This is a genomic window from Streptomyces sp. NPDC005195 (genome assembly GCF_040608315.1).
In the GTDB taxonomy this organism is placed as follows: Bacteria; Actinomycetota; Actinomycetes; order Streptomycetales; family Streptomycetaceae; genus Streptomyces; species Streptomyces kaempferi.
In genome coordinates this window covers 50,366-71,269 of record NZ_JBEXHZ010000016.1, presented here as the reverse complement: position 1 = coordinate 71,269, position 20,904 = coordinate 50,366, and the positions used below count along the sequence as shown (strand labels likewise).

General features: G+C 71.5%; 13 protein-coding genes. 7 read left to right on the top strand and 6 right to left on the bottom strand.

Going from position 1 to position 20,904, the window contains the following annotated elements:
• The first annotated feature begins 10 nt into the window (after positions 1-10).
• Both ABZV34_RS18990 and ABZV34_RS18985 read left to right on the top strand, forming a co-directional pair.
• Positions 11-1,513: a VWA domain-containing protein gene (locus ABZV34_RS18990; protein WP_356277671.1), complete on the top strand. Its 1,503-nt coding sequence runs from the start codon at positions 11-13 to the stop codon at positions 1,511-1,513.
• Complete coding sequence (locus tag ABZV34_RS18985; protein WP_356277508.1) at positions 1,500-2,108, top strand: hypothetical protein; 609 nt, start codon at positions 1,500-1,502, stop codon at positions 2,106-2,108. The genes ABZV34_RS18990 and ABZV34_RS18985 overlap by 14 nt, the downstream gene beginning before the upstream one ends.
• A 208-nt stretch (positions 2,109-2,316) precedes the next feature.
• Here ABZV34_RS18985 and ABZV34_RS18980 read toward each other — a convergent pair whose 3' ends face one another.
• A complete protein-coding gene (locus ABZV34_RS18980) occupies positions 2,317-4,140 on the bottom strand; it encodes a phosphoenolpyruvate carboxykinase (GTP) (RefSeq protein ID WP_356277505.1) in 1,824 nt (607 codons plus the stop codon).
• Positions 4,141-4,471: 331 nt separating this feature from the next.
• On the opposite strand from ABZV34_RS18980, the gene ABZV34_RS18975 reads away from it, so the two are divergent.
• The 4 genes from ABZV34_RS18975 to ABZV34_RS18960 all read left to right on the top strand — a co-directional run bounded on the left by ABZV34_RS18975 (position 4,472) and on the right by ABZV34_RS18960 (position 8,387).
• A complete protein-coding gene (locus ABZV34_RS18975; RefSeq protein WP_356277502.1) occupies positions 4,472-5,197 on the top strand; it encodes a hemolysin III family protein in 726 nt (241 codons plus the stop codon).
• Positions 5,198-5,430: 233 nt separating this feature from the next.
• Positions 5,431-6,999, top strand: coding sequence for an MFS transporter (locus ABZV34_RS18970; protein ID WP_356277499.1), 1,569 nt, complete (start codon positions 5,431-5,433; stop codon positions 6,997-6,999).
• 5 nt (positions 7,000-7,004) lie between these two features.
• Positions 7,005-7,640 (top strand): TetR family transcriptional regulator, encoded by a 636-nt coding sequence (locus ABZV34_RS18965; protein ID WP_356277496.1) that lies wholly within the window; start codon positions 7,005-7,007, stop codon positions 7,638-7,640.
• Between the two features lie 12 nt (positions 7,641-7,652).
• Positions 7,653-8,387 (top strand): Mut7-C RNAse domain-containing protein, encoded by a 735-nt coding sequence (locus ABZV34_RS18960; RefSeq protein WP_356277493.1) that lies wholly within the window; start codon positions 7,653-7,655, stop codon positions 8,385-8,387.
• 10 nt (positions 8,388-8,397) lie between these two features.
• Here ABZV34_RS18960 and ABZV34_RS18955 read toward each other — a convergent pair whose 3' ends face one another.
• From ABZV34_RS18955 to ABZV34_RS18935, 5 genes are all read right to left on the bottom strand, one after another.
• The gene (locus ABZV34_RS18955) at positions 8,398-10,662 is read right to left on the bottom strand and encodes a galactose oxidase early set domain-containing protein (RefSeq protein WP_356277668.1); all 2,265 of its coding nucleotides are present in this window, start codon (positions 10,660-10,662) and stop codon (positions 8,398-8,400) included.
• Positions 10,663-10,819: 157 nt separating this feature from the next.
• Positions 10,820-12,034 (bottom strand): glycosyltransferase family 2 protein, encoded by a 1,215-nt coding sequence (locus ABZV34_RS18950; protein WP_356277490.1) that lies wholly within the window; start codon positions 12,032-12,034, stop codon positions 10,820-10,822.
• The gene (locus ABZV34_RS18945; RefSeq protein WP_356277487.1) at positions 12,031-13,692 is read right to left on the bottom strand and encodes a phospholipid carrier-dependent glycosyltransferase; all 1,662 of its coding nucleotides are present in this window, start codon (positions 13,690-13,692) and stop codon (positions 12,031-12,033) included. Before ABZV34_RS18945 ends, ABZV34_RS18950 begins: the two co-directional genes overlap by 4 nt.
• A 191-nt stretch (positions 13,693-13,883) precedes the next feature.
• On the bottom strand, positions 13,884-15,137 hold the full coding sequence (locus ABZV34_RS18940; protein WP_356277484.1) for a glycosyltransferase: 1,254 nt from the start codon (positions 15,135-15,137) through the stop codon (positions 13,884-13,886).
• A gap of 192 nt (positions 15,138-15,329) precedes the next feature.
• Positions 15,330-17,354, bottom strand: coding sequence for a thioredoxin domain-containing protein (locus ABZV34_RS18935; RefSeq protein ID WP_356277481.1), 2,025 nt, complete (start codon positions 17,352-17,354; stop codon positions 15,330-15,332).
• A 232-nt stretch (positions 17,355-17,586) separates the two neighbouring features.
• Here ABZV34_RS18935 and ABZV34_RS18930 point away from each other — a divergent pair, with 232 nt between their 5' ends.
• Positions 17,587-20,787 (top strand): tetratricopeptide repeat protein, encoded by a 3,201-nt coding sequence (locus ABZV34_RS18930; protein WP_356277478.1) that lies wholly within the window; start codon positions 17,587-17,589, stop codon positions 20,785-20,787.
• The last annotated feature ends 117 nt before the right edge of the window (positions 20,788-20,904 follow it).

Sequence of the window (20,904 nt, the reverse complement as noted above, 5' to 3'; positions counted from 1 at the left end):
CGTGCTCGCGATGCTGGCGGCGTGCACGGCACACCCGCGACACGAGCAGCGGCCCGAGGAGAACGCACCCGAACCCGGCACCCTGCGCATCCTCGCCTCCAGCGAACTCGGCGACATGCGGCCGGTGCTGGAGCAGGTCCGCAAGGACACCGGCATCACGGTCCGCCCCACCTACCTGGGCACGCTCGCCGCCGTGGACCTCCTCGCGCGCGGCAAGGTCGACGGCTCCTACGACGCGCTGTGGCTGTCGTCCAACGACTATCTGCGGCTGCGCCCCGAGGCGGCGAAGAGGGTCGTCTCGGAGACGCCGGTCATGTCGAGCCCGGTGGCCATCGGGGTGAAGCCGGCGACCGTGGCGGCCCTGGGCTGGAAGCCGGACGACGTCACCTGGCCGCAGGTGGAGAAGGCGGTGGCGCAGGGCCGGCTGACGTACGGCATGACCGACCCCGCTCGCTCCAACTCCGGTTTCTCCACCCTGATCTCGGTCGCCTCGGGTCTGTCCGGAGCACAGTCGGCGCTCACCGAGGCGGACGTGGCCAAGGCGACCCCACGTCTCAAGGAGTTCTTCAAGGGCCAGAAGCTGACCTCGGGGTCCTCCGGCTGGCTGGCGAGCGCGTACCGGCGCCGCGGCACCGTGGACGCCCTGCTCAACTACGAGTCCGTCCTCAAGGGGATGAAGGACCTGACGGTCATCCGGCCGCGCGACGGCGTCGTGAGCGCCGACTATCCGCTCTCCTCGCTCGCCGCCACGGACAAGAACACCCGGGAGACCGTCCGCCGTCTCACCGAGGCGCTGCGCACCCCGGCCGTCCAGCGGCTCATCACCGAGCGCACCCTGCGCCGTCCGGTGGTCGCCTCCGTCGCCCCGGCAGCCGGTCTCGACACGAGCAGACGGCGCGAACTCGCCTTCCCCGGCACCCGGTCCGTCGCCGACCGGCTCCTCGACTCGTACGAGAACCAGCTCCGCCGGCCCTCCCGGACCGTGTACGTCCTCGACACCTCGGGCTCGATGCGCGGCAGCAGGCTCGACCGGCTGAAGAAGGCGCTCACCTCCCTGACGGGTGACTTCCGTGAACGCGAGGAGGTGACGCTGATGCCGTTCGGATCGAACGTCAAGAGCGTCCGCACGCACCTCGTGCGGCCCGCCGACCCGAAGGCCGGGCTGGACGGCATCCGGGCGGACACCCGGGCGCTCAGCGCCTCCGGCGACACCGCGATCTACACCTCGCTGGAGAAGGCCTACGAGCATCTGGGCGCCGACGACGACTCGTTCACGTCGATCGTGCTGATGACCGACGGCGAGAACACGACGGGCTCGGGACCCGGGCACTTCGACGGCTTCTACCGCGAACTGCCCGGCGCGCAGCGGGAGATCCCCGTGTTCCCGATCCTCTTCGGCGACTCCGACCGCGACGAGCTGGGGCACATCGCCGACCTGACCGGCGGCCGTCTCTTCGACGCCCGCAAGGGTTCGCTCGACGGCGCCTTCGAGGAGATCCGTGGCTACCAATAGGTTCGTGGGCTATCTGGAGTCCCGGAAGAACCTGGCCGGGAGCGCCTGCGGGCTCGGCGGGCTGGCGCTGACCTTCACGGGTCTGGCGGGTGTGTACTGGCCCGTGGTCGTCGCGGGTCTGTACGGCGCGGGCGCGCTGATCGCGCCGCCGGAGCGTCCGGCGCTCCCGGACTTCCCCGACCCCTCCGCGCAACTGGAGGAGCTGCGGGCCGACTTCGCCACCCTGCGCGCGTATCTGGACGGCGTCGAGCTGCCTCCGGCGGCCGCGGGCCGGCTCACCGAGCTGAGCGAACTCCTGGCCGCGCTGCTGGACCCCGGCTGGGTCGCCGAGGTCCTCGCGAGCGACCCGGAGGGCGTGCACGCGCTGTCCCGTGCCGTGCGGCAGGACATTCCCGAGGCCGTCGACACCTTCGTGCGGACCCGGTGGTGGACCCGGCTGACGCCCGGCGCGGAGCCGCCGGAACGGCATCTGGAGCGGCAGCTCACCCTGCTGCACGAGGAGGCCGACCGGCTGGCGGGCGCCCTGCGGGAAGCGGAGTCGCGGCGCCAGGAGACGCACACGCGCTACCTGGAGGACCGCGGCCGCTCGCAGTGACGGCCGCTCCCGGCCCGGTGCGGTGCGGTGATGACGTCCGCCGGGGCCCCGCACACAATCGTGCGGAGCCCCGGCGGGGTGCTGTCACCGCGGCCGGCCCTGGCGACGTCGCAGGTCAGGGCACATCCGGCCGGCCGCGGAGCGGGTGGGACGTGTCCGCCTCCCCCCGTCGGGCGCCGTCCGCCCGGCGGGAAAAGACGGACACGGCCTAGCCCAGACGCCGCACGAGCGCCCGGTATTCGTCCCACAGCTCCTTCGGGGTGTGCTCGCCGAAGGTGTTGAGGTGCTCGGGCACGAGCGCGGCCTCCTCGCGCCACACCTCCCGGTCGACCGTGAGCAGGAAGTCCAGCTCCGACTCGGACAGGTCGAGTCCCTTGGTGTCCAGGGCACCCTTGGCCGGCAGGACGCCGATGGGCGTCTCGACGCCCTCGGCACGGCCGTCGAGGCGGTCCACGATCCACTTCAGGACACGGCTGTTCTCGCCGAAGCCCGGCCACACGAACTTGCCCGCGTCGTCCTTGCGGAACCAGTTCACGTAGTAGATCTTCGGGAGCTTCGCCTGGTCCTTGTCCTTGGCGACGTCGATCCAGTGCCCCATGTAGTCGCCCATGTTGTAGCCGCAGAACGGCAGCATCGCGAACGGGTCGCGGCGCAGCTCACCGACCTTGCCCTCGGCGGCGGCGGTCTTCTCGGAGGCGACGTTCGCGCCGAGGAAGACACCGTGGTTCCAGTCGAAGGACTCCGTCACCAGCGGTACGGCCGTGGCGCGGCGCCCGCCGAAGAGGATCGCCGAGATCGGCACGCCCTTGGGGTCCTCCCACTCGGGCGCGATGATCGGGCACTGGTCGGCGGGGACGGTGAAGCGGGCGTTGGGGTGGGCGGCCGGGGTGCCGGACTCCGGCGTCCAGTCGTTGCCCTTCCAGTCGGTGAGGTGGGCGGGAGTCTCCTCCGTCATCCCCTCCCACCAGATGTCGTTGTCGTCGGTCAGCGCGACGTTGGTGAAGACCGAGTTGCCCCAGAGCGTCTTCATCGCGTTGGCGTTGGTGTGCTCACCGGTGCCGGGCGCGACGCCGAAGAATCCGGCCTCGGGGTTGATCGCGTACAGCCGGCCGTCCTCGCCGAACCGCATCCAGGCGATGTCGTCACCGATGGTCTCGACCGTCCACCCGGAGACGGTGGGCTCCAGCATGGCGAGGTTGGTCTTGCCGCACGCGCTCGGGAAGGCCGCGGCGACGTACTTGGACCCGCCCTGCGGCGGGGTCAGCTTCAGGATGAGCATGTGCTCGGCGAGCCAGCCCTCGTCCCGTGCCATGACGGAGGCTATGCGCAGGGCGTAGCACTTCTTGCCGAGCAGCGCGTTGCCGCCGTAGCCCGACCCGTACGACCAGATCTCGCGGGTCTCCGGGAAGTGCGAGATGTACTTCGTGGAGTTGCACGGCCACGGAACGTCGGCCTCGCCCTCGGCGAGCGGCGCCCCGAGCGTGTGCACGGCACGCACGAAGAAGCCGTCGGTGCCGAGCTCGTCCAGGACGGGCTGTCCCATACGGGTCATGGTGCGCATGGAGACGGCGACGTAGGCGGAGTCGGTGATCTCGACGCCGATCGCGGAGAGGTCGGAGCCGAGGGGGCCCATGCAGAACGGGACGACGTACATCGTCCGGCCCTTCATCGAGCCGCGGAAGACTCCCTGCTCGCCGCTGAAGATCTCCCGCATCTCCGCGGGCGCCTTCCAGTGGTTGGTCGGGCCCGCGTCCTTCTCCTCCTCGGAGCAGATGAACGTCCGGTCCTCGACCCGCGCGACATCGGTCGGGTCGGAAGCTGCGTAGTAGGAGTTGGGGCGCTTGATCGGGTCGAGCTTCTTGAAGGTGCCCTTGCGCACGAGCTCCTCGCTCAGCCGCTCGTACTCGGCCTCGGATCCGTCACACCAGACCACGCTGTCCGGCTGCGTCAGTTCTGCGATCTCGTTGACCCACGAGATCAGGTCCTTGTGCTGGGTGGGAACGGTGGAGGGAGCCGCGATGTCGCGCGCCACGATTGCTCCTAGATGAGGGGTTTTGTTTGTTGTGCCCCTTGGGGGCTGCGACCCGGATGCTTCACGGTGAGAGACCCTGGCGCTCATCCGGTGCCGACCGCACTCATTTGATCATCCGACGCATCCGCCCATATGTCCAGAGGGCCTCACACCTGAGCGGAGTGAGCATCGCCACGTGTACCCACGCTTCTTTGCGTCCACACGGGGTTCAGCTGAAGGATTTTTTGCCTGAACGCCGCGGCACGCCAGCAGCGTGAGAAGATGGCGGTTCTTGACCGGCCGGCGCGCCGTACTGATACGTAACTTACGGTTCCGTAGGTACGATTCGGCTATGACTGCGCCCGTCCCCGACGCGCCCACGGACTCGCCGGCCACAGGCCGCGGCCCCGCAGCGCCACCCCTGTCGCAGCCGGAATCATCTCCGGTCAAGCCCAAGCTCCGCGGCTGGCTGCATCTCGGCATGTTCCCGGCCGTCCTGATCTCCGGCCTGGTGCTCACCGCCCTCGCGAGCTCGACCCGCGCCCGCATCGCCTGCGGGATCTTCGCCCTGACCGCCTGCCTGCTCTTCGGGGTCAGCGCGCTCTACCACCGCGGCGACTGGAGCCCGCGCATGGACGGCGTGCTGCGCAGACTCGACCACGCCAACATCTTCCTGATCATCGCTGGCACCTACACGCCGCTGACGATGCTGCTGCTCCCCGAGGCCAAGGGGCAGTGGCTCCTGTGGAGCATCTGGGGCGCGGCGGCGGCCGGCATCGCCTTCCGGGTGTTCTGGGTCGGCGCGCCCCGCTGGCTCTACACCCCGTGCTACATCGCGATGGGCTGGGCCGCCGTCTTCTTCCTCCCGGACTTCATGCGCACGGGCGGGATCGCCGTCCTCGTCCTGGTGATCGTCGGGGGCCTGCTCTACAGCGCGGGCGGAGTGATCTACGGGATCAAGCGCCCCAACCCCTCCCCCCGCTGGTTCGGGTTCCACGAGGTCTTCCACTCCCTCACCCTCGCGGCGTTCGTCGTGCACTACGTGGGCATCTCGCTGGTGGCCTACCAGCACGGCTGATCCCACCGCCGGGCTCCCCCCGGCACCCTTCCGGCCAATCCAGGGCCGCGACTCCCGAGTCGCGGCCCTTCGCCATGCCCGCAACACCAAAGGCACCAGAGGCACGGCAAGGCACGGGCAAGGCACGGGCGAGGCGCAAACAAGGCACGCGCACGTACCCGCAGGCGCCCGTGGACGCACCACAAGGGGCAACCCATTGACAGTGACCATCTTTTGAGAGTTACTTTCATTTCATGGTGACTCTCACTCAGAATGACGCCGTGGGGCGCGACCCCCGCCGCTGGTGGGCCCTGGGGGCCCTGGTCGCGAGCATGCTCGTGCTCGGCTTCGACATGACGATCCTCAACGTGGCGCTGCCGACGATGGCCCGGGACCTGGACGCGAGCACGGGTGAACAGCAGTGGATGGCGGACGCCTACGTCGTCGTCTTCGCCGCGCTGATGCTCCCGGCCGGTCTGCTGGGCGACCGCTTCGGACGGCGCCGGATGCTCATCACCGGCCTCGGCGTCTTCCTGGCCGGCTCCCTGGTGGGCGCGCTGGTCGACGACGTCACCCCGCTGATCGTCGCCCGCGCGCTGATGGGTGTCGGCGGCGCGCTCGTGATGCCGCTCGCGATGGCCGTCCTGCCGTCGCTCTTCGGACCCGAGGAACGCACCAAGGCGGTCGGCGCGGTCTCCGCCGCGTCCGCGCTGGGCCTGCCGCTCGGCCCGATCCTCGGCGGCTGGCTGCTCGACCACTTCTGGTGGGGCTCGGTCTTCCTGGTCAACGTGCCCATGGCCGCGATCGGCATCGCCGCCTGCGTCTTCCTGCTCCCCGAGACCCGCGACCCGGCCTCGCCCAGGGTCGACATCGTCTCCACGGCACTCACCGCGGCCGGCCTCAGCATCCTCATCTACGCGATCATCGAGGCGCCGCAGCGCGGCTGGGGCGATCCGCTGATCCTCGGCCTCTTCGCCGCCTCCCCCGTCCTGATCGCGCTGCTCGTCGTCCGCGAACGCCGTAGCCCCCGCCCGATGCTCGACCTCTCCCTTCTCACCCGGCGCGGTTTCCTGCTCAACACCCTCGCGGCGACCCTCGTCATGTTCGTGCTGTCCGGGCTGATGTTCGTGCTGCCGCAGTATCTGCAGGCGGTCCTCGGACACGACGCGTTCGCCACCGGGGTGCGGATGCTGCCGATGATGGGCGGACTGCTCATCGCCTCCAGGGGCGCCCAGCCGCTGCTGGCGAAATTCGGGGCGCGGGCGGTGATCAGCGGGGGCCTGGTCACGCTCGCCTTCGCCGCGGTCCTCGGCAGCCGTACGGCCGTCGACGACGGCTACGGCTTCACCGCCCTGTGGCTTTCGATCGCCGGACTCGGCTTCGGCTTCGCCGTGGTGCCCGCGATGTCCGCCGCCCTCGGCGCACTGCCCCGCGACCGCGCCGGCAGCGGCTCGGGGCTCCTGATGACCGTGCGCCAGGTGGGCAGTGCGATCGGTATCGCGCTGCTCGGCTCACTGCTGGCGAGCACGTACGGCGACCGGCTCGACACCTCCGGTCTGCCGCACGCGGCCGCGGACACCGCCACGGACTCCGTGGTCGGCGCCCATGTGGTCGCCGCACGGCTCGGCGACCACGCGCTCGCCGCCTCCGCGGACGCCTCCTACCTCCACGGCATGGACCTGGTCCTGCTGGTCAGCGGGATCGCGGCACTCGTCACGGCGCTGCTCGCCGCGGCACTGCTGCCCCACCCCGAGCCGGCCCCCGCCCACGCCGCCGAGGAGGACACCGGCATGGCTCCGACGCCCGCCGATGCCCGACAATGAGCGTCATGGCCGCCACCGCACACAGCTCCCCTCCCGCCCCGGGCACCCAGCCGGGGCTGAGGGAGCGCAAGAAGATGAAGACCCGGATCGCGATCCGCGAGGCGACGTACCGGCTGATCCGGGAGCAGGGGTACGACGCGACGACCGTCGAGCAGATCGCGGAGGCGGCCGAGGTCTCCCCGTCCACGGTCTTCCGCTACTTCCCGGCCAAGGAGGACATCGTCCTCACGGACGAGTACGACGCGCTCCTCGAGGAGGAACTGCGGGCACGGCCCGCGGACGAGCCGTGGTTCGACTCCCTGCGGTACGTGCTGAGGAAGGCCATCGGTCTCGGGAACTCCGAGGAGCCCGAGGTGACCCGGCTGCGGACCCGGCTGATGGTCGAGATCCCCGCGGTCCGCTCCCGGATGATGGAGAGCATGTCCGTCACGGGCCGTCTGCTGTGCCGGGCGATCGGGGAACGCGTCGGCCGGGATCCCGACAGCCTCGAAGTGCGTGTCTTCGCGATGTCGCTGATCGGAGGCCTGCTGGAGACCTCCCTGTACTGGGCCGAGGGCGGCCACCGGGAGGACTTCGCCGACGTCGTCGAGCGCGCGGTGGACGTCCTGGAACACGGCCTGCCGGTGGCGAAGGGCTCATGACATCCTGACCGGGTGAACGGACCGGAGATCCTCGTCGCCTTCGCCCCGGAGCTGGGCCTGTTCGTCCCCCGCACGCGGCGTTCCGGCGCCGGCACCGTCGCCACCGACGGCTCCTCGACCCTCGGCCATGTCGTCGAGTCGCTCGGCGTCCCGCTGACCGAGGTCGGCACCCTGGTCGTGGACGGCCGGGAGGTCCCGGTGTCGCACGTCCCGGCGGCGGGCGAGTCCGTGCACGTACGCCCGGTCGTGCGCCCGCAGCGGGTCCCCGGCGCCCCGCTCCGCTTCCTCCTCGACGTCCACCTCGGCACCCTCGCCCGCCGCCTGCGCCTCCTCGGCGTCGACACCGCCTACGAGTCCACGGACATCGGTGACCCGGCCCTCGCCACCCGCTCGGCGGCCGAGCGGCGCGTCATGCTCAGTCGCGACCGGGGACTGCTGCGCCGCCGCGAGCTGTGGGCGGGCGCGTTCGTCTACAGCACCCGGCCCGACGACCAACTCCGGGACGTCCTGGGCCGGTTCGCACCCGAGTTGAAGCCGTGGACGCGCTGCACCGCCTGCAACGGTCTGCTCCAGGAGGCCGCCAAGGAGCAGGTCGCCGGCCAGTTGGAGGGCGGCACCGAGCGGTCGTACGACGTGTTCGCGCAGTGCCGGGAGTGCGGGCGCGCCTACTGGAGGGGCGCGCACCACGAGAACCTGGAGGCCATCGTGGGGCGCGCCCTCGCCGAGTTCGGACGGGTCGAGAGCTAGCGCCGCGGCACTAGCGCCGCTTCACGTCCTTCGCGCCGCAGGCCACCCCGTCCCGGTCGGGGTCCAGGCCCAGCGGGTCGTCCTTGCCGTTGACCCCGAGGCGGCCGTAGCCGTTGGCCTTCAGCCACGCGCAGCGCGGGACCGTCGCCTTTCCGACGCCGGGCGGGAAGACCGTCGGGACACAGACGCCGACGCCGCCGTAGTGCCGGTCGCAGCCGGAGATCGTGGTGCTGACCTTCTGCGAACTCCGCTTCTTGCCGCCCTCGGTGACCGTGCCCCCCAGGGAGCCGGCGAAGGAGTGGACGTGCGCCGAGGCGGTGTCCGTGGCGAGCGCGGACGGGCCCTGCAGATGCACCCACCTGGCGACCGACGGGACACCGTTGGCGTCGACCGCGAAGAGCATGTACCAGCCCGGCGGCGCCATGTCGGGGTTGCTGGTCACGTTCAGGTCGACGTTGTCGCCGTCCACGCTCATGGGCAGGTCCACGAACCGCTGGTTGGGGTCGGACGAGTGCGTCACCGCGGCGGGCCGGATCAGCTCCGCCTTCACGACGGGCCGGTCGACCGTGATGCGCTGGGTGTCCCCGTACACCCACTCGTTGTCGATCACCGAGGTGATCGCCGGGCGGGTGCCCTTGAGCAGGTAGGGCGGTGTGTAGAGGGACACGTTGTGGTTCCAGGTGCCGTTGCCCGGATTGTCGCCGGTGGCCATGACGCGGCCGTCGGGCAGCAGGAACGCGGAGGAGTGGTAGCCGCGCGCCTCGGGGTCGGCGGCCACCGGGTCGAAGGTGGAGGAGGCCGGGTCGAAGATCGACGCCTCGTAGACGGGGTTGGCCCGGTTGTGCAGACCGCCGCCCGTCTCCAGCACCTTGCCGTCGGGCAGCAGGACGGCGGAGACGTACATCTTGCCCTGCCCGCCCGTCTCCGGGACCTTGCCGTCGCCGAGGTCGACGGTGCCCCGCGGGATCTGCGGGCCCATCGTGTACGCCGGGTTCGCGGCCTTGAGATCGATGACGTCGGTGAGCCGGCCCGCGTCCGGGTTGGAGTCGATGTTGCCGCCGCCGAGCGTGAGGACCTTCTGGTCCTGGGCCGGGGGCAGCAGCACGCTGGCGGACTGGTCGCGCTCGTCCTTGTTCCGCAGCCCCGGGATGGCCGTCACCGTGTTCGCGTCGTAGTCGTAGACCGCCGCGCCGGTACCCGGGGTGCCGTTGCCGAAGACATGGCTGCCCGAGTAGAAGAGCCGCCCGTCCTGCATCAGGATCATCGACGGGTACAGACCCCAGTACGACCAGGTCTGGTTGACCTGCCAGAGCGGCAGCCACTGCTGCTCCCGCGCCGACCAGCGCTCGGCGGTCACCGAACCGGTGGAGTCCTCGCGCAGGCCGCCGAACGAGAGGACGTCACCGTTGCCGAGCTCGGTGGCCGACGGGTACCAGTGGCCGTCGTTCAGGTCGTTCGTCCTGCTGTACGTCTCGGTGACGGGGTCGAAGACGTACGACTCCCTGTACCCCTCGTAGCCGTGCCCGCCCGCGACCGGGAACGCCTTGTTGCCGCTCATCACCAGCACCCGCCCGTCGGCGAGCTGGACGTGCCCCGAGCAGAACATGTCCTTCGGCGTGGGGATCACCTTGTACGTGCCGTTCGCCGGGTCGTAGACCGCGCTGGTGAACGTGCCCGCGTCGAAGTTCTCCTCACTGTTCCCGGACCCGGCGATCAGCAGCACCTTGCCGTTGTGGAGCACGACGGAGTGCATGGAACGCACCGGGTTCCCGGTGGGGAGCACGTCCCAGCGGCCGTTGGCGCACTGGTCGGCGGTGCCGGTGCAGCCGGCCGGCGGGATCGGGTCGACGACCTGCTCCATCGTGTAGTCGTCGGTGGTCGCCGAGCCGGTGCCGTACACCGAGACACCCCAGGTGATCCGGTCGGTACCGGCCGGGACGGCGGGCGTACGGACGCTCGCCGAGGTCCAGGCCGCCGCCATGTCCAGGGTCTTCAGATCGGTCCAGTACTGCCAGCCCGCCGTCGTGTCGTGCCGGAAGAGGGTGAGGGCGGCGTCCGGAGTCGTCGTTCTGTACCAGAGGCCCAGGTCGTACTGCCTGCCCGCGGTGACCACCGGCGCACAGGCCGCGGACTCCGTGATCAGCGCCTTGCGGTCGCCGTCCACGCGCCGGGTCAGGCTGACCTTCATCGCCTGGGAACCGGAGTGCGCTCCGCTCACCGTGGCGAACGTGAAGTCGTTGTCGCCCCAGCCGGACTTCTCCCAGCAGTGCGGCATGCCGTCCGTACCGGCGGTCTCGAAGCCCGGGTTGGTGACGAGGTTCGCGGCCGAGGCGGGCTGCGGCGAGACGAGCAGCAGCCCGGCGGCGAGACCCGCCACGGCCAGGAGTGAGGTTCTGCGGCGTGGTCGTATCCGGGAGTTCACACGGCTCTCCTTACTGTGCGTCGCGGTCGCGGTCGCGGCCGCGGCCGCGGCTCTCGTCCGCGGCCTCACGGCGCGGCAGGTAGACCAGCGCCTCGGTGCCGGCGAAGCGCAGGACGAAGGTCGTCACCAGGGCCAGGGCGGTGGCGGACAGCGCGCCCATGCCGAAGTGGCGGACGAACAGGGCGATCAGGGGGATACGCAGCACCAGGTCGGCGTTGGCGAGCAGGGCGAAGCGGCCCACGCGGTCCCACCCGCCCCGGTGCCTGCGGCGTTCGCGGAACAGCAGGTGCTCGACGAGCAGGAAGTTCCAGGCGACGCCGAACTGGTTGGCGAGGATCTCCGCCGGCAGGTAGTGCAGGCCGCCCGCGGTGAGCGCGTACAGGCCGAGCAGGTTGGGCAGGAAGCCGGTGGCGCCGATCAGGCCGAAGACGACCATCCGGGCGACCGGTGAGGCGGTGCGCAGCCCGGCCAGGTGGCGCAGGAAACGGAAGCCCTCCCGCGCGGTCGACTTGGACTCGCCGGCGAACCGGTCCTGGAAGACGAAGGGCACCTCGGTGACCTGACGGGGGCGGCTGCGTACGGCGAGTTCGAGGAGGATCTTGTAGCCGAGGGGCTGGAGGATGTCGGCGGTGACCACGCTGCGGCGGATCGCGAAGAAGCCGCTCATCGGGTCGCTGATGCCGTGCAGCCGGCGCGGGAAGAGGGTCTTGGTCAGCCAGGTCGCGCCGCGTGAGACGGCGATCCGGTAGCCGCCGGCGAGCCCCGCGCGGCTGCCGCCCTTGATGTAGCGGCTGGCGACGACGAGGCCGGCGCCGGACCGCTCTCCGGAACCCACCAACTCCGGTACCAGGGACGGCGGATGCTGCAGGTCGCCGTCCATGACGACGATCCAGTCGGAGGTCGCCGCCCGCAGTCCCTCGACGACCGCGCCGCCGAGGCCGCCGGTGGGCCGGTCGCGGTGCAGCACGGTCACCGGGAACGGGCAGTCCCGCGCGGACCGGGCGATCACCTCGGGGGTGTCGTCGGTGGAGTCGTCCACGAAGACCACCTCGCAGGGCAGCCGGGCCGGTACCGACTCGGTGATCCGGCGCAGCAGTTCGGCGACGTTGCCGGCCTCGTTGAAGGTCGGTACGACGATGGTGACGGCGCCCGGTTCGGGAACCTCCGCCGTTCCTGCCGCCGGGTCGCCCAGCTCACCGGGGACCGTGCTCTCGAAGCTGCTCATCGACTGCCTCCGGTGCTCGACGTGGTGGCGCTCGTGGTGATCCGCCGGATCTCGATGCGGTCCTCGCCCCTGCCGAAGGTGGCGACCGGCGTGGAGTGCTCGATGGCCGCGCGGACGGTGGGCAGGTCCACCGCGTCGCGCCGTACGGTCGGGGAGGCGACGACGTAGTCGATGTCCTTCCAGCCGCCCGGCATCGTCCTGGTCACCGCGGGGTCGAGGTCCGCCTTGTAGAACCAGATGACACCGAGGCCGGGCCGGTAACCGTCGTGCACCAGGTCGAGCCAGAGCGCGTCGTCCACCAGGACCCGGGTGGCCGCCGGGTCCCGCACCTCGGTCCTCAGCCAGGAAGCCGCCGCCCGGTAGGGGGCGTTGGCGTCGGCGGTGACGGCGGTGCGGTCGCCGTCGTACCAGCGTGGCAGCACGAAGCCGGCGGCCACCGCGACGAGCGCGGCCGCCGTCGCCCGCCGCCCCCAGGTGAGGACGGGTTTCTCCGCGGTGTCGCGTCGTCGGCGCAGCACCGCGTGGAGCACGCTCGCGGTGCCGCCGGCGAGGACCAGCGCGAGGAACGGCAGCGCCTGGATGACGTACATCGCGGGCAGATAGCCGCTCGGGCGCAGCGCCACCAGGGCCAGGATCGCGACGGTGAGCGCGGGTCCGGCCAGGGCGCGGGCGGTGACCGACCAGCGCCAGGTGACCAGGAGGAGCAGGGCTCCGGCGAGGCCGCCGAGCGGCAGTACGCGGTCGTAGTAGAGCCAGGAGTGCAGGACGCCGTACGAGCCGGTGCCGGGGTGGAGGATGAAGCCGGAGCCGGGGCGGCTCATCTGGTAGGTGATGCCGTCCCAGAGCGAGACATGGCCCGCGCCGGGGAACAACTCGCCCTTGAGCAGGGCGAAGAGCGGATAGGCGAGGCCGATCAGGGCACAGGCGGTGACGGCTCCGGTGAGCGCGAACTTGCGGGTGTCGCGGTGGCCGTGCCGCCACAGGGTGACCAGCAGGGCGGGGAGGATGACGAGCATCGTCTCCTTGGTGAGCACGGCGGCCGCGGCGGCGAGGCCCGCCCCGAAGTGGTGCCACAGGTGACGGCTCGGGGACGCGGCGAGGCAGAACGCGAGCAGCGTCCACATGACCGCGATGTTGTCGAGGAAGATCTCGCGCTGGAGCACGACCGACAGCGGCGAGAGGCCGAACAGGACCATCGCGAGCCCGGCGGCCCAGCGCGGCAGCGAGAGCCGGCGCGCGAGGACGTACAGGAGGACGGCACTGGCCGCGCCGACCGTCAGCATCGCCACCCGCATCGAGCCGACGGTCATCAGCGAGGGGCTGAGGTGGGCGGGTATCCAGGTCAGGGCAGCTATCTGGATCCAGCCGAGGGGCGGGTGGTCGTACCAGTACGTGTAGTGGGCGAGGCCCTTGCCCTGCTGCACCGCCCAGGCCTGGGCGAGATAGGTGCCCTCGTCGTCGCTGAGGGTCGGGTAGTCGGTGATGTTCCAGCCCTGCACGACGACGACCGCCAGCAGCAGCACACCGCACAGGGCGAGGTCGGCGCGCGAGGTGCGCAGCCGCCGGAGCGGCGGAGGGGGGCCGGGGACGGTTTCGGGCGTGGAGGGCCGCTGCGCGGGGACCGTGGAAGTGGTCGCCGCGGGAAGAGTGGAGGTCACGCGGAAGGTCCTCTCGGGACTTTCGGGACATATCGACAGGTTCGGGGCGTGAGCCGACAGGGCCCCTGGAACCACGGCATGCGGAACCGGCGCCGGTCCGCCGGAGCGGTTCCCCGGTGGGCGGCTTCGGGTCCTGGCTGGCGACTTCGGCTACCGGCTGGTGAGTTCGCCCCGGCTGGTGGCTTCGGGCCCTAGCGGGCCACTTCGGCTTCCGTGAGGTGCGCCCCGACGTGACTGGTCAACTCCCAGTCGTTCCGTCCCCTTTGTTCACGCCACACGGCCCGGACAGCCGCACCGGCGAGGAGCACCTGATAAAAGGGGCCGCCGACGACGAGTTTGAGGTAGTGCACGAAGCGGACACGGAGTCCGTACTGCTTGCCGAAGTCGTGCAGACCGACGAGTTCGAAGACGAAGGTGACCAGGGCGGTCACGGCCGGCAGGAAGGTGATGAAGGCGATGCCCACGGGCACGTCGAGGAAGAGGGCGATGGCCACGTTGAGCGGGATGACCACACCGGAGACCGCCTGCAGATACGGCGTCATGAGCGTGTACCGGGCCAGCAGCCGCTGCCCGAAGCCCGGCAGTTGCTTCCAGTCCTTCTTGCGGTAGACCTGCAGGAAGCCCTGGTTCCAGCGGGTGCGCTGCTTGAGCAGCGACATCAGGCTGCCGGGGGTCTCCTCCCGGGTGACCATGTCGGAGTCGTAGGCGACGACGACCTTCTTGCCGACGCTGGACAGGCGTACCCCCAGGTCGCAGTCCTCGGCGAGGCAGTCGGGATCCCAGCCGTCGGCCTCCCGCAGCACGTCCGTCCGGACGAACACGGTGTTGCCGCCCAGCGGGATGAATCCTTTCTGCGCGTGCAGATGGAGTCGCGAGCGGAACCAGAAGAAGTACTCCAGGCAGTTGCGCAGGCTGTACCAGCTGGAGTTGAAGTTGATGAGCTGGACCCCGCCCTGGACGACATCGGCACCCGTCGTACGGAACGCGTGGTCGACGTGGGCGAGCAGCTCCGGATGCACCTGGTCCTCGGCGTCGAAGACCCCGACGACATCACCCCGGCAGTGCGGCAGCGCCGTGTTCATGGCCTTCGGCTTGTTCTTCCTTTCGTGCTGGTCGACGACGACCCGCACCCGCGGGTCGCGGGCCGCGGCCCGCCGGGCGACTCCGGTGGTCTCCGGATCGTCGTGTCCGACGATGACGATGATCTCGAAGTCCGTGTGACTCGACTCCAGCAGCCGCTGGATGGTGTGGTCGAGCACGGCCTGTTCGTGGCGGGCGGGCAGCAGCAGTGAGAAGGCGAGCCGGTCACCGCCGTCCGGTCTGCTGAAGCGGGTGGAGGCCAGCACTTCGGGCGTACGCCACGCGTGCATCTGCCACCACAGGGTGAAGGCGGCCATCCAGAAAAGGGCCAGCGAAACGGCAGCGATGAAGACAGACGTGAGCAACAGATCCCCCCAGATCCCCAAATCCCCCAGGCGCGACGGTGTGTCACATCCGCCGCGTCACCGAGCAGAGACTATGGGTGATCTGTGAAGCCCACAGGTTGTTCTGGTGAAGAGCACGTTTCATCACACTGGGAGGAATTGCTGAACAAATCGAACGCTGGTCGCGTTTGAGCCGGTTGGAGGTCAGCCGTTTCAGCCGCTCAGAGCCGTGCGAAGACGGTCGGGATCGGTCGTCGGAGCGTCACAGGTGAAGTTACGGCAGACATACGCGGCCGGTTCCCCGTCCACCAGCGGACGGCCGGCGAGCAGCGGCAGCTCGTCACTCTCCGCAGCGCCCATGGCGACGACGGCACCCGGCGCGGTGCCCAGCAGCGCCGTCCGGTGCAGTGCCCGGGTCATGGCGTCGCCGGCCGGTCCCACGACCGCGACCTCGCGCGGCCCGTCGAGCAGTGCCTCCGCGACCGCCAGCCCCCAGCCGACGAAGCGGGGAGCGCGCGGCCCGAGCGCCTTCACGACACCCAACGCCCGCTCGGCGGCGGCGCGATGAGGCTCGGAACCGGTGTGCGCGGCGTACGACAGCAGGGCCCCGGCGGCCGCGCTCCACCCGGAGGGCGTGGCGTTGTCGGTCGGGTCCTGGGGGCGGCGGATGAGCTGCTCCGCGTCGGCCGCGGTGTCGTACAGGGCGCCCGACCCGGGGTCGGTGAACTGCGCGAGCACATGGTCGAGGAGGAACCCGGCGAATTCCAGCCAGACGCCCTCGCCGGTCACCGAGGCCAGCGCGAGGAAGCCCTCCGCGACGTCGGCGTAGTCCTCCAGCACCCCCGCGTTCGCTCCGGGCCGGCCGTCCCGGCTGGTACGGGCCAGTCGTGCCCGGTCGTCCATGTGCAGACGTACGAGGAGGTCGGCGGCGCCGATCGCGGCGTCCACCAGGTCCGGGCGGTCGAAGTACGCGCCGGTCTCCGCGAGCGCGGCGACGGCCAGCCCGTTCCACGCGGCGACGACCTTGTCGTCACGGCCGGGCGCCGGACGGTCCGACCGCGCGGCCAGCAGCAGGCGGCGCATACCGGCCACCTTCTCGCCGTCGAACACGACTTCCCGCTGCGGGAGTTGCAGCACCGAGGAACCCTCCTCGAAGGTGCCCTCCGCGGTCACCCCGAAGTACTCGGCGGCGAGTTCGGCGTCGTCCCCCAAGACCTCGCGCAGCTGCTCGGGCGTCCACACGTAGTACGCGCCCTCGACGTGCCGGCCGCTCCCGTCGTCGCTGTCGGCGTCGAGCGCGGAGGCGAAACCGCCCTCGGCGGTACGCAGTTCACTCACCATGAAGTCGGCGGTCTCCAGGGCGATCCGGCGGGCGAGCTCGGAGCCGGTGGCGCGCCAGAGGTGCGCGTAGACACGGCACAGCAGCGCGTTGTCGTACAGCATCTTCTCGAAGTGGGGGACCACCCACTCACGGTCGACGGAGTACCGGGAGAACCCTCCGCCGAGTTGGTCGTAGATACCGCCGCGCGCCATCCGCTCGCAGGTGTCCCGCGCCATCTGGAGGGCGCCCTCGGAGCCGGTGCGGGCGTGGTGGCGCAGCAGAAACTCCACGACCATGGACGGCGGGAACTTGGGCGACCCGCCGAAGCCGCCGCGGCTCGCGTCGTACTCCCGGGTGAGCCCGAGCAGGGCCCCGGCCAGCTCCTCCTCGCCCGGCACTTGGTCGTCCCCGAAACTCATCTCGCGTCCGCCGAGGTCCCGCACGATCTTCTCCGCGACCTCGGCGACCTCCTCGCGCCGCTCGGTCCAGGCGCCGTGCACGCCCTCCAGGATCTGCCGGAAGCCGGGCATGCCGTGGCGGGGAGCGGGCGGGAAGTACGTCCCGAAGTAGAAGGGCTCGGCCTCGGGCGTCAGGAAGACGGTCATGGGCCAGCCGCCCTGGCCGGTGGCCGCCTGCACGGCCTCCATGTAGACCGCGTCGACGTCCGGGCGCTCCTCGCGGTCCACCTTGACGCTCACGAAGTGCTCGTTCAGATACGCGGCCGTCGCCTCGTCCTCGAAGGACTCGTGCGCCATGACGTGACACCAGTGACATGCCGAGTAGCCGACCGACAGCAGAACGGGTACGTCCCGGCGCCGCGCCTCCTCGAAAGCCTCCGGCGTCCAGGGCCACCAGTCGACCGGATTGTCCGCGTGCTGCAGCAGATAAGGCGAGGTCACACCAGCCAGCCGGTTCATACGGCCCAGCCTCTCACAATGCCCGTCCCCGTCGTGGGGACCGCAGGGCTCCGTCTGGCCCGGCCGCGCCGGAACGGAAGGAAGGGTGTGGCCGCCGCGCGCCGGCGAACCGAACCGAGCGCCACTTCACCGGGCGCGTCCCGCCCTCCGGTGATCGCCGCCCTCTCGCGCTCACGCCTCCTACCAACGACACTTGGCCGCAGAGGAGTTGCACGCCGGAGGGGGACGTGACATGCGGGACAGCCACCGGGCGGAGGCCGAAAGGCTGCTGACCCGGGCCGTCGAGGAAGAGGTACGGCGCTCGGGCGGACGTACGGACGGGACCGTGCTCCTGTCACGGGCCCGCGCCGAACTCGACACCCTGGGCCGGGCCGCCGCCGAGGAGTACGGGGCCTACACCCACGCCCTCGACGCGGCGGACGCCGGCCGGCTGACGTTCGCACAGCGCTACGCCCGGGAGGGCGCCGGAACTCCGCTGCTGGTGGCGGCCGTTGCCGCCGTCGCCGCCTGCGCGGCGGACCTGGCGCTGGGCACCGGCGCGGGCACCGCGGTCGGCGCGGGAGCGACGGTCGCGGTGGTGGCCGCGGTGGCCACCGTGCTCAAGGTGACGGCCGCCCACGTACCGGCCGCGAGCCGCCGGGCCGGAGCGCTGGGCCGGCCCGGCGGTCCCGAGCAGCTGCGCCTGCAGTGGCTGACCGCCCTGGACGTCCGCGGCATCCGCCCCTTCCTCGACCAGCAGCGGGTGGTCAGCGCCTCCGCGGGCGCCAAACAGGGTGCTCCGCAACTGCGCCGCACGGACAAGAGCGCCGCCGCGCGCCGGCGCAGCGTGCTGGAGCAGTCGTTCGGGCAGCTGCCCGAGCCGGCCGGTCCGTTCGCGGGGCGCCGGACCGAGCTGGCGCGGGTCGCCCAGTGGGTGCACGCGGCACGCGCCGGCACGGAGTCGAAACCGACGGTGGTGGTGCTGCACGGCGCGCCCGGCTCCGGCCGCAGCACCCTCGCGATCCGGGCGGCGCACAGCCTGCGGGACCAGTTCCGCGGCGCGTGCGTGGTCGACCTGCGCGGCGACAGCGCCGAGGAGGCGCCCCTGACCACCCGCGACGCCCTCCTCCACCTCCTCAACCGGCTCGGCGCACCCCGCGAGCAGCTCCTCTTCCGTGAGCGTTCCTCACCGGACCAGCAGGTCAGACGCCTCGGCGAGCTGTACCACCAGCATCTGACGGGCCTGCCGGTCACGATCGTGCTCGACGACGCCTCCGACGCCGAACAGGTGCGCGCCCTGGTCCCGGAACGCTCGGAGAGCCTGGTCCTGGTCACCGCCCGCACCGCACTCGACCTGCCCGCCGACCTTCCCGCCTGGGTGCATCAGCTCCCCGTCGAGGCGCTCGACGCGGCGGGCGCCGAGGAACTGCTGAACGCGGCGTCCCAGGACGCGTCGGACCCGTACGACGCCGAGGCCTCCGACCAGGTGCGGGAGCTGTGCGGCGGTCTCCCGCTGGCGCTGCGCCTCGCGGGTTCCTCGCTCGGCCCCCGTACCTCGCGCCAACTGGCCGCGGACCTCGGGGCGTACGGTCCCGTGGAGCCGGTCGAGCGGGCGCTGTGGCTGCGCTACACGGACCAGACCGACGCGGCACGGCGGCTGCTGCGCCGCCTCGCGCTGGCCGGCCGGACCTCGCTGGGCACCGCGGCGGCGGCATCCCTGCTGGCGACGGACGAACCGGAAGCCACCCGGCACCTGACGGCACTGGCCCGCTCGGGCCTGATCGACCATGTCCGCGGCAGCCGCTACCGCCTGCACGACCTCGTCCGGGCCTTCGCCCAGGCCCGGCTGCTGGACGAGGAGGACCCCTCCGAGCGGACGGCAGCGCAGGAACGCCTGATCGTGAACTACGCCGAGCTGGCGGACTCCGTGATCCGGCTGGTCGACGGCAAGACGTCCACCCGGGCCGACCAGTTCGGCCCGCACGGGTTCACCTCCCTCGACGCGGCCCTGCGCTGGCTGGACGACGAGTCGAGCTTCATCACGGCGGCGCTGCGGCACGCGGAAGGCGTGGACCAGGCGGCCGTACTGCACCTTCTGGGCGCCCTGTGCGACTACTGCCTGCTACGCGGCGACCTCTACCGCCTGGGCGAGATCAGCGAGCTGACGCAGGCGGTCGACCAGGGACTGCTGGTCCGCTCGGTCCAGTGGCGCACCGGCATCGCGGCCCGCCAGCTCGGCGAACTGGACAAGGCCCACACCACCCTGTCGTCCGTGGTGAACCTCTACTTCGAGGCGCACCACGACGCGGGCGCCGCCCGCGCCCTCTGCTCGCTCGGCATCACCCTGCACCACCAGGGCAACCTCACCGAAGCCGCGGCCAGACTCCAGGAGGCCATGGACCTCCAGGTCTCCCCCGACCTCGCGGCCGACCGCGCCTGGACGATGCACGCGCTGGCCGCGGTGGAACGCGACCGCGGCCGGATCGCCACGGCCCTGACCCTGCTCACCGAGGCCCTGGTCCTGCACCGCGAGGGCGAGTCCGTGCACGGCGAGGCCTGGGCCCACTTCCAGCTCGGCCAGCTGGGCCTGCGCATGGGCGACGTACCGCGCGCGGAGCGGGAGCTGCGCGAAGCCCTCGATCTGTACGGACGTACCCGCGACGCCCGCGGCGAGGCCTGGGCGCTGACCCAGCTGGCCCGCGCCCGCCTCGTCGACGGCGACCCGTCCACAGCGGTCACAGGCCTGCGCCAGGCGGCCTCCCGGCACCGGGAGAACGAGGACGCGCGCGGGGAGGCCTGGACGGTGTACTACCTGGGCCAGGCGCTGGAGGAGACCGGCGACCTGGACCGGGCGGTCCGTGAACTGGAGCGCTCCCGCTCGATGTTCTCCCGGATGCGGGACGTCTACGGGCTCGCGTGCGCGCGCCACCACTCGGCCCGCGTCACCCGCGACCAGCGCGCCGCCCAGACCGGCTCGCTGCGCAACTCGGGCTTCGCCCGCCAACTGCTGGTGGACGCGCGGGCCGACTTCCACCGCATCGGCGTGGCGCACGGCGAGGCGTGGACGTGCCTGGAACTGGCGGTGGTCGACGCCGGCAACGCCCGTACGCCGCAGGCCCTCGCCCTGTGCGACGAGGCGGCCGGCCTCTTCGCCTCCTACGGCGACCGGCGGGGCGAGGACTGGGCGAGGTTCCTGAGGTGCACGCTGCTGCCGTACGCGTCCGCGGGCGGCCTGGAAGTGGGCAGCGCCGTCGCTCTGGAGGAACTGGCCCAGCTCGCCCGCTCCGGCCACCCCTCCCGCGACGGAAAGCTCGACGACTACGTCGAGGCGTACCAGCTCCTGCTGGAACGGGGGGCCGACCTGGACGCGGGATGGCAGGCCTGGCGCCTGCGGATGGTGCCCGGCCGGCACGCCCGGGAGGTCATGGGCGTGGCGGTCGGGAGAGTCCCGTAGGGCGTCGACGTCCACGCGTGCGGACGTCCTTGTCCACGGGAGCGGCCGCGTCGGCGCGCACCCCGGCCGTCCGTGACCGGAGTACGCCCCATCCGCTGCCGTCCCTGCGGACTGCTC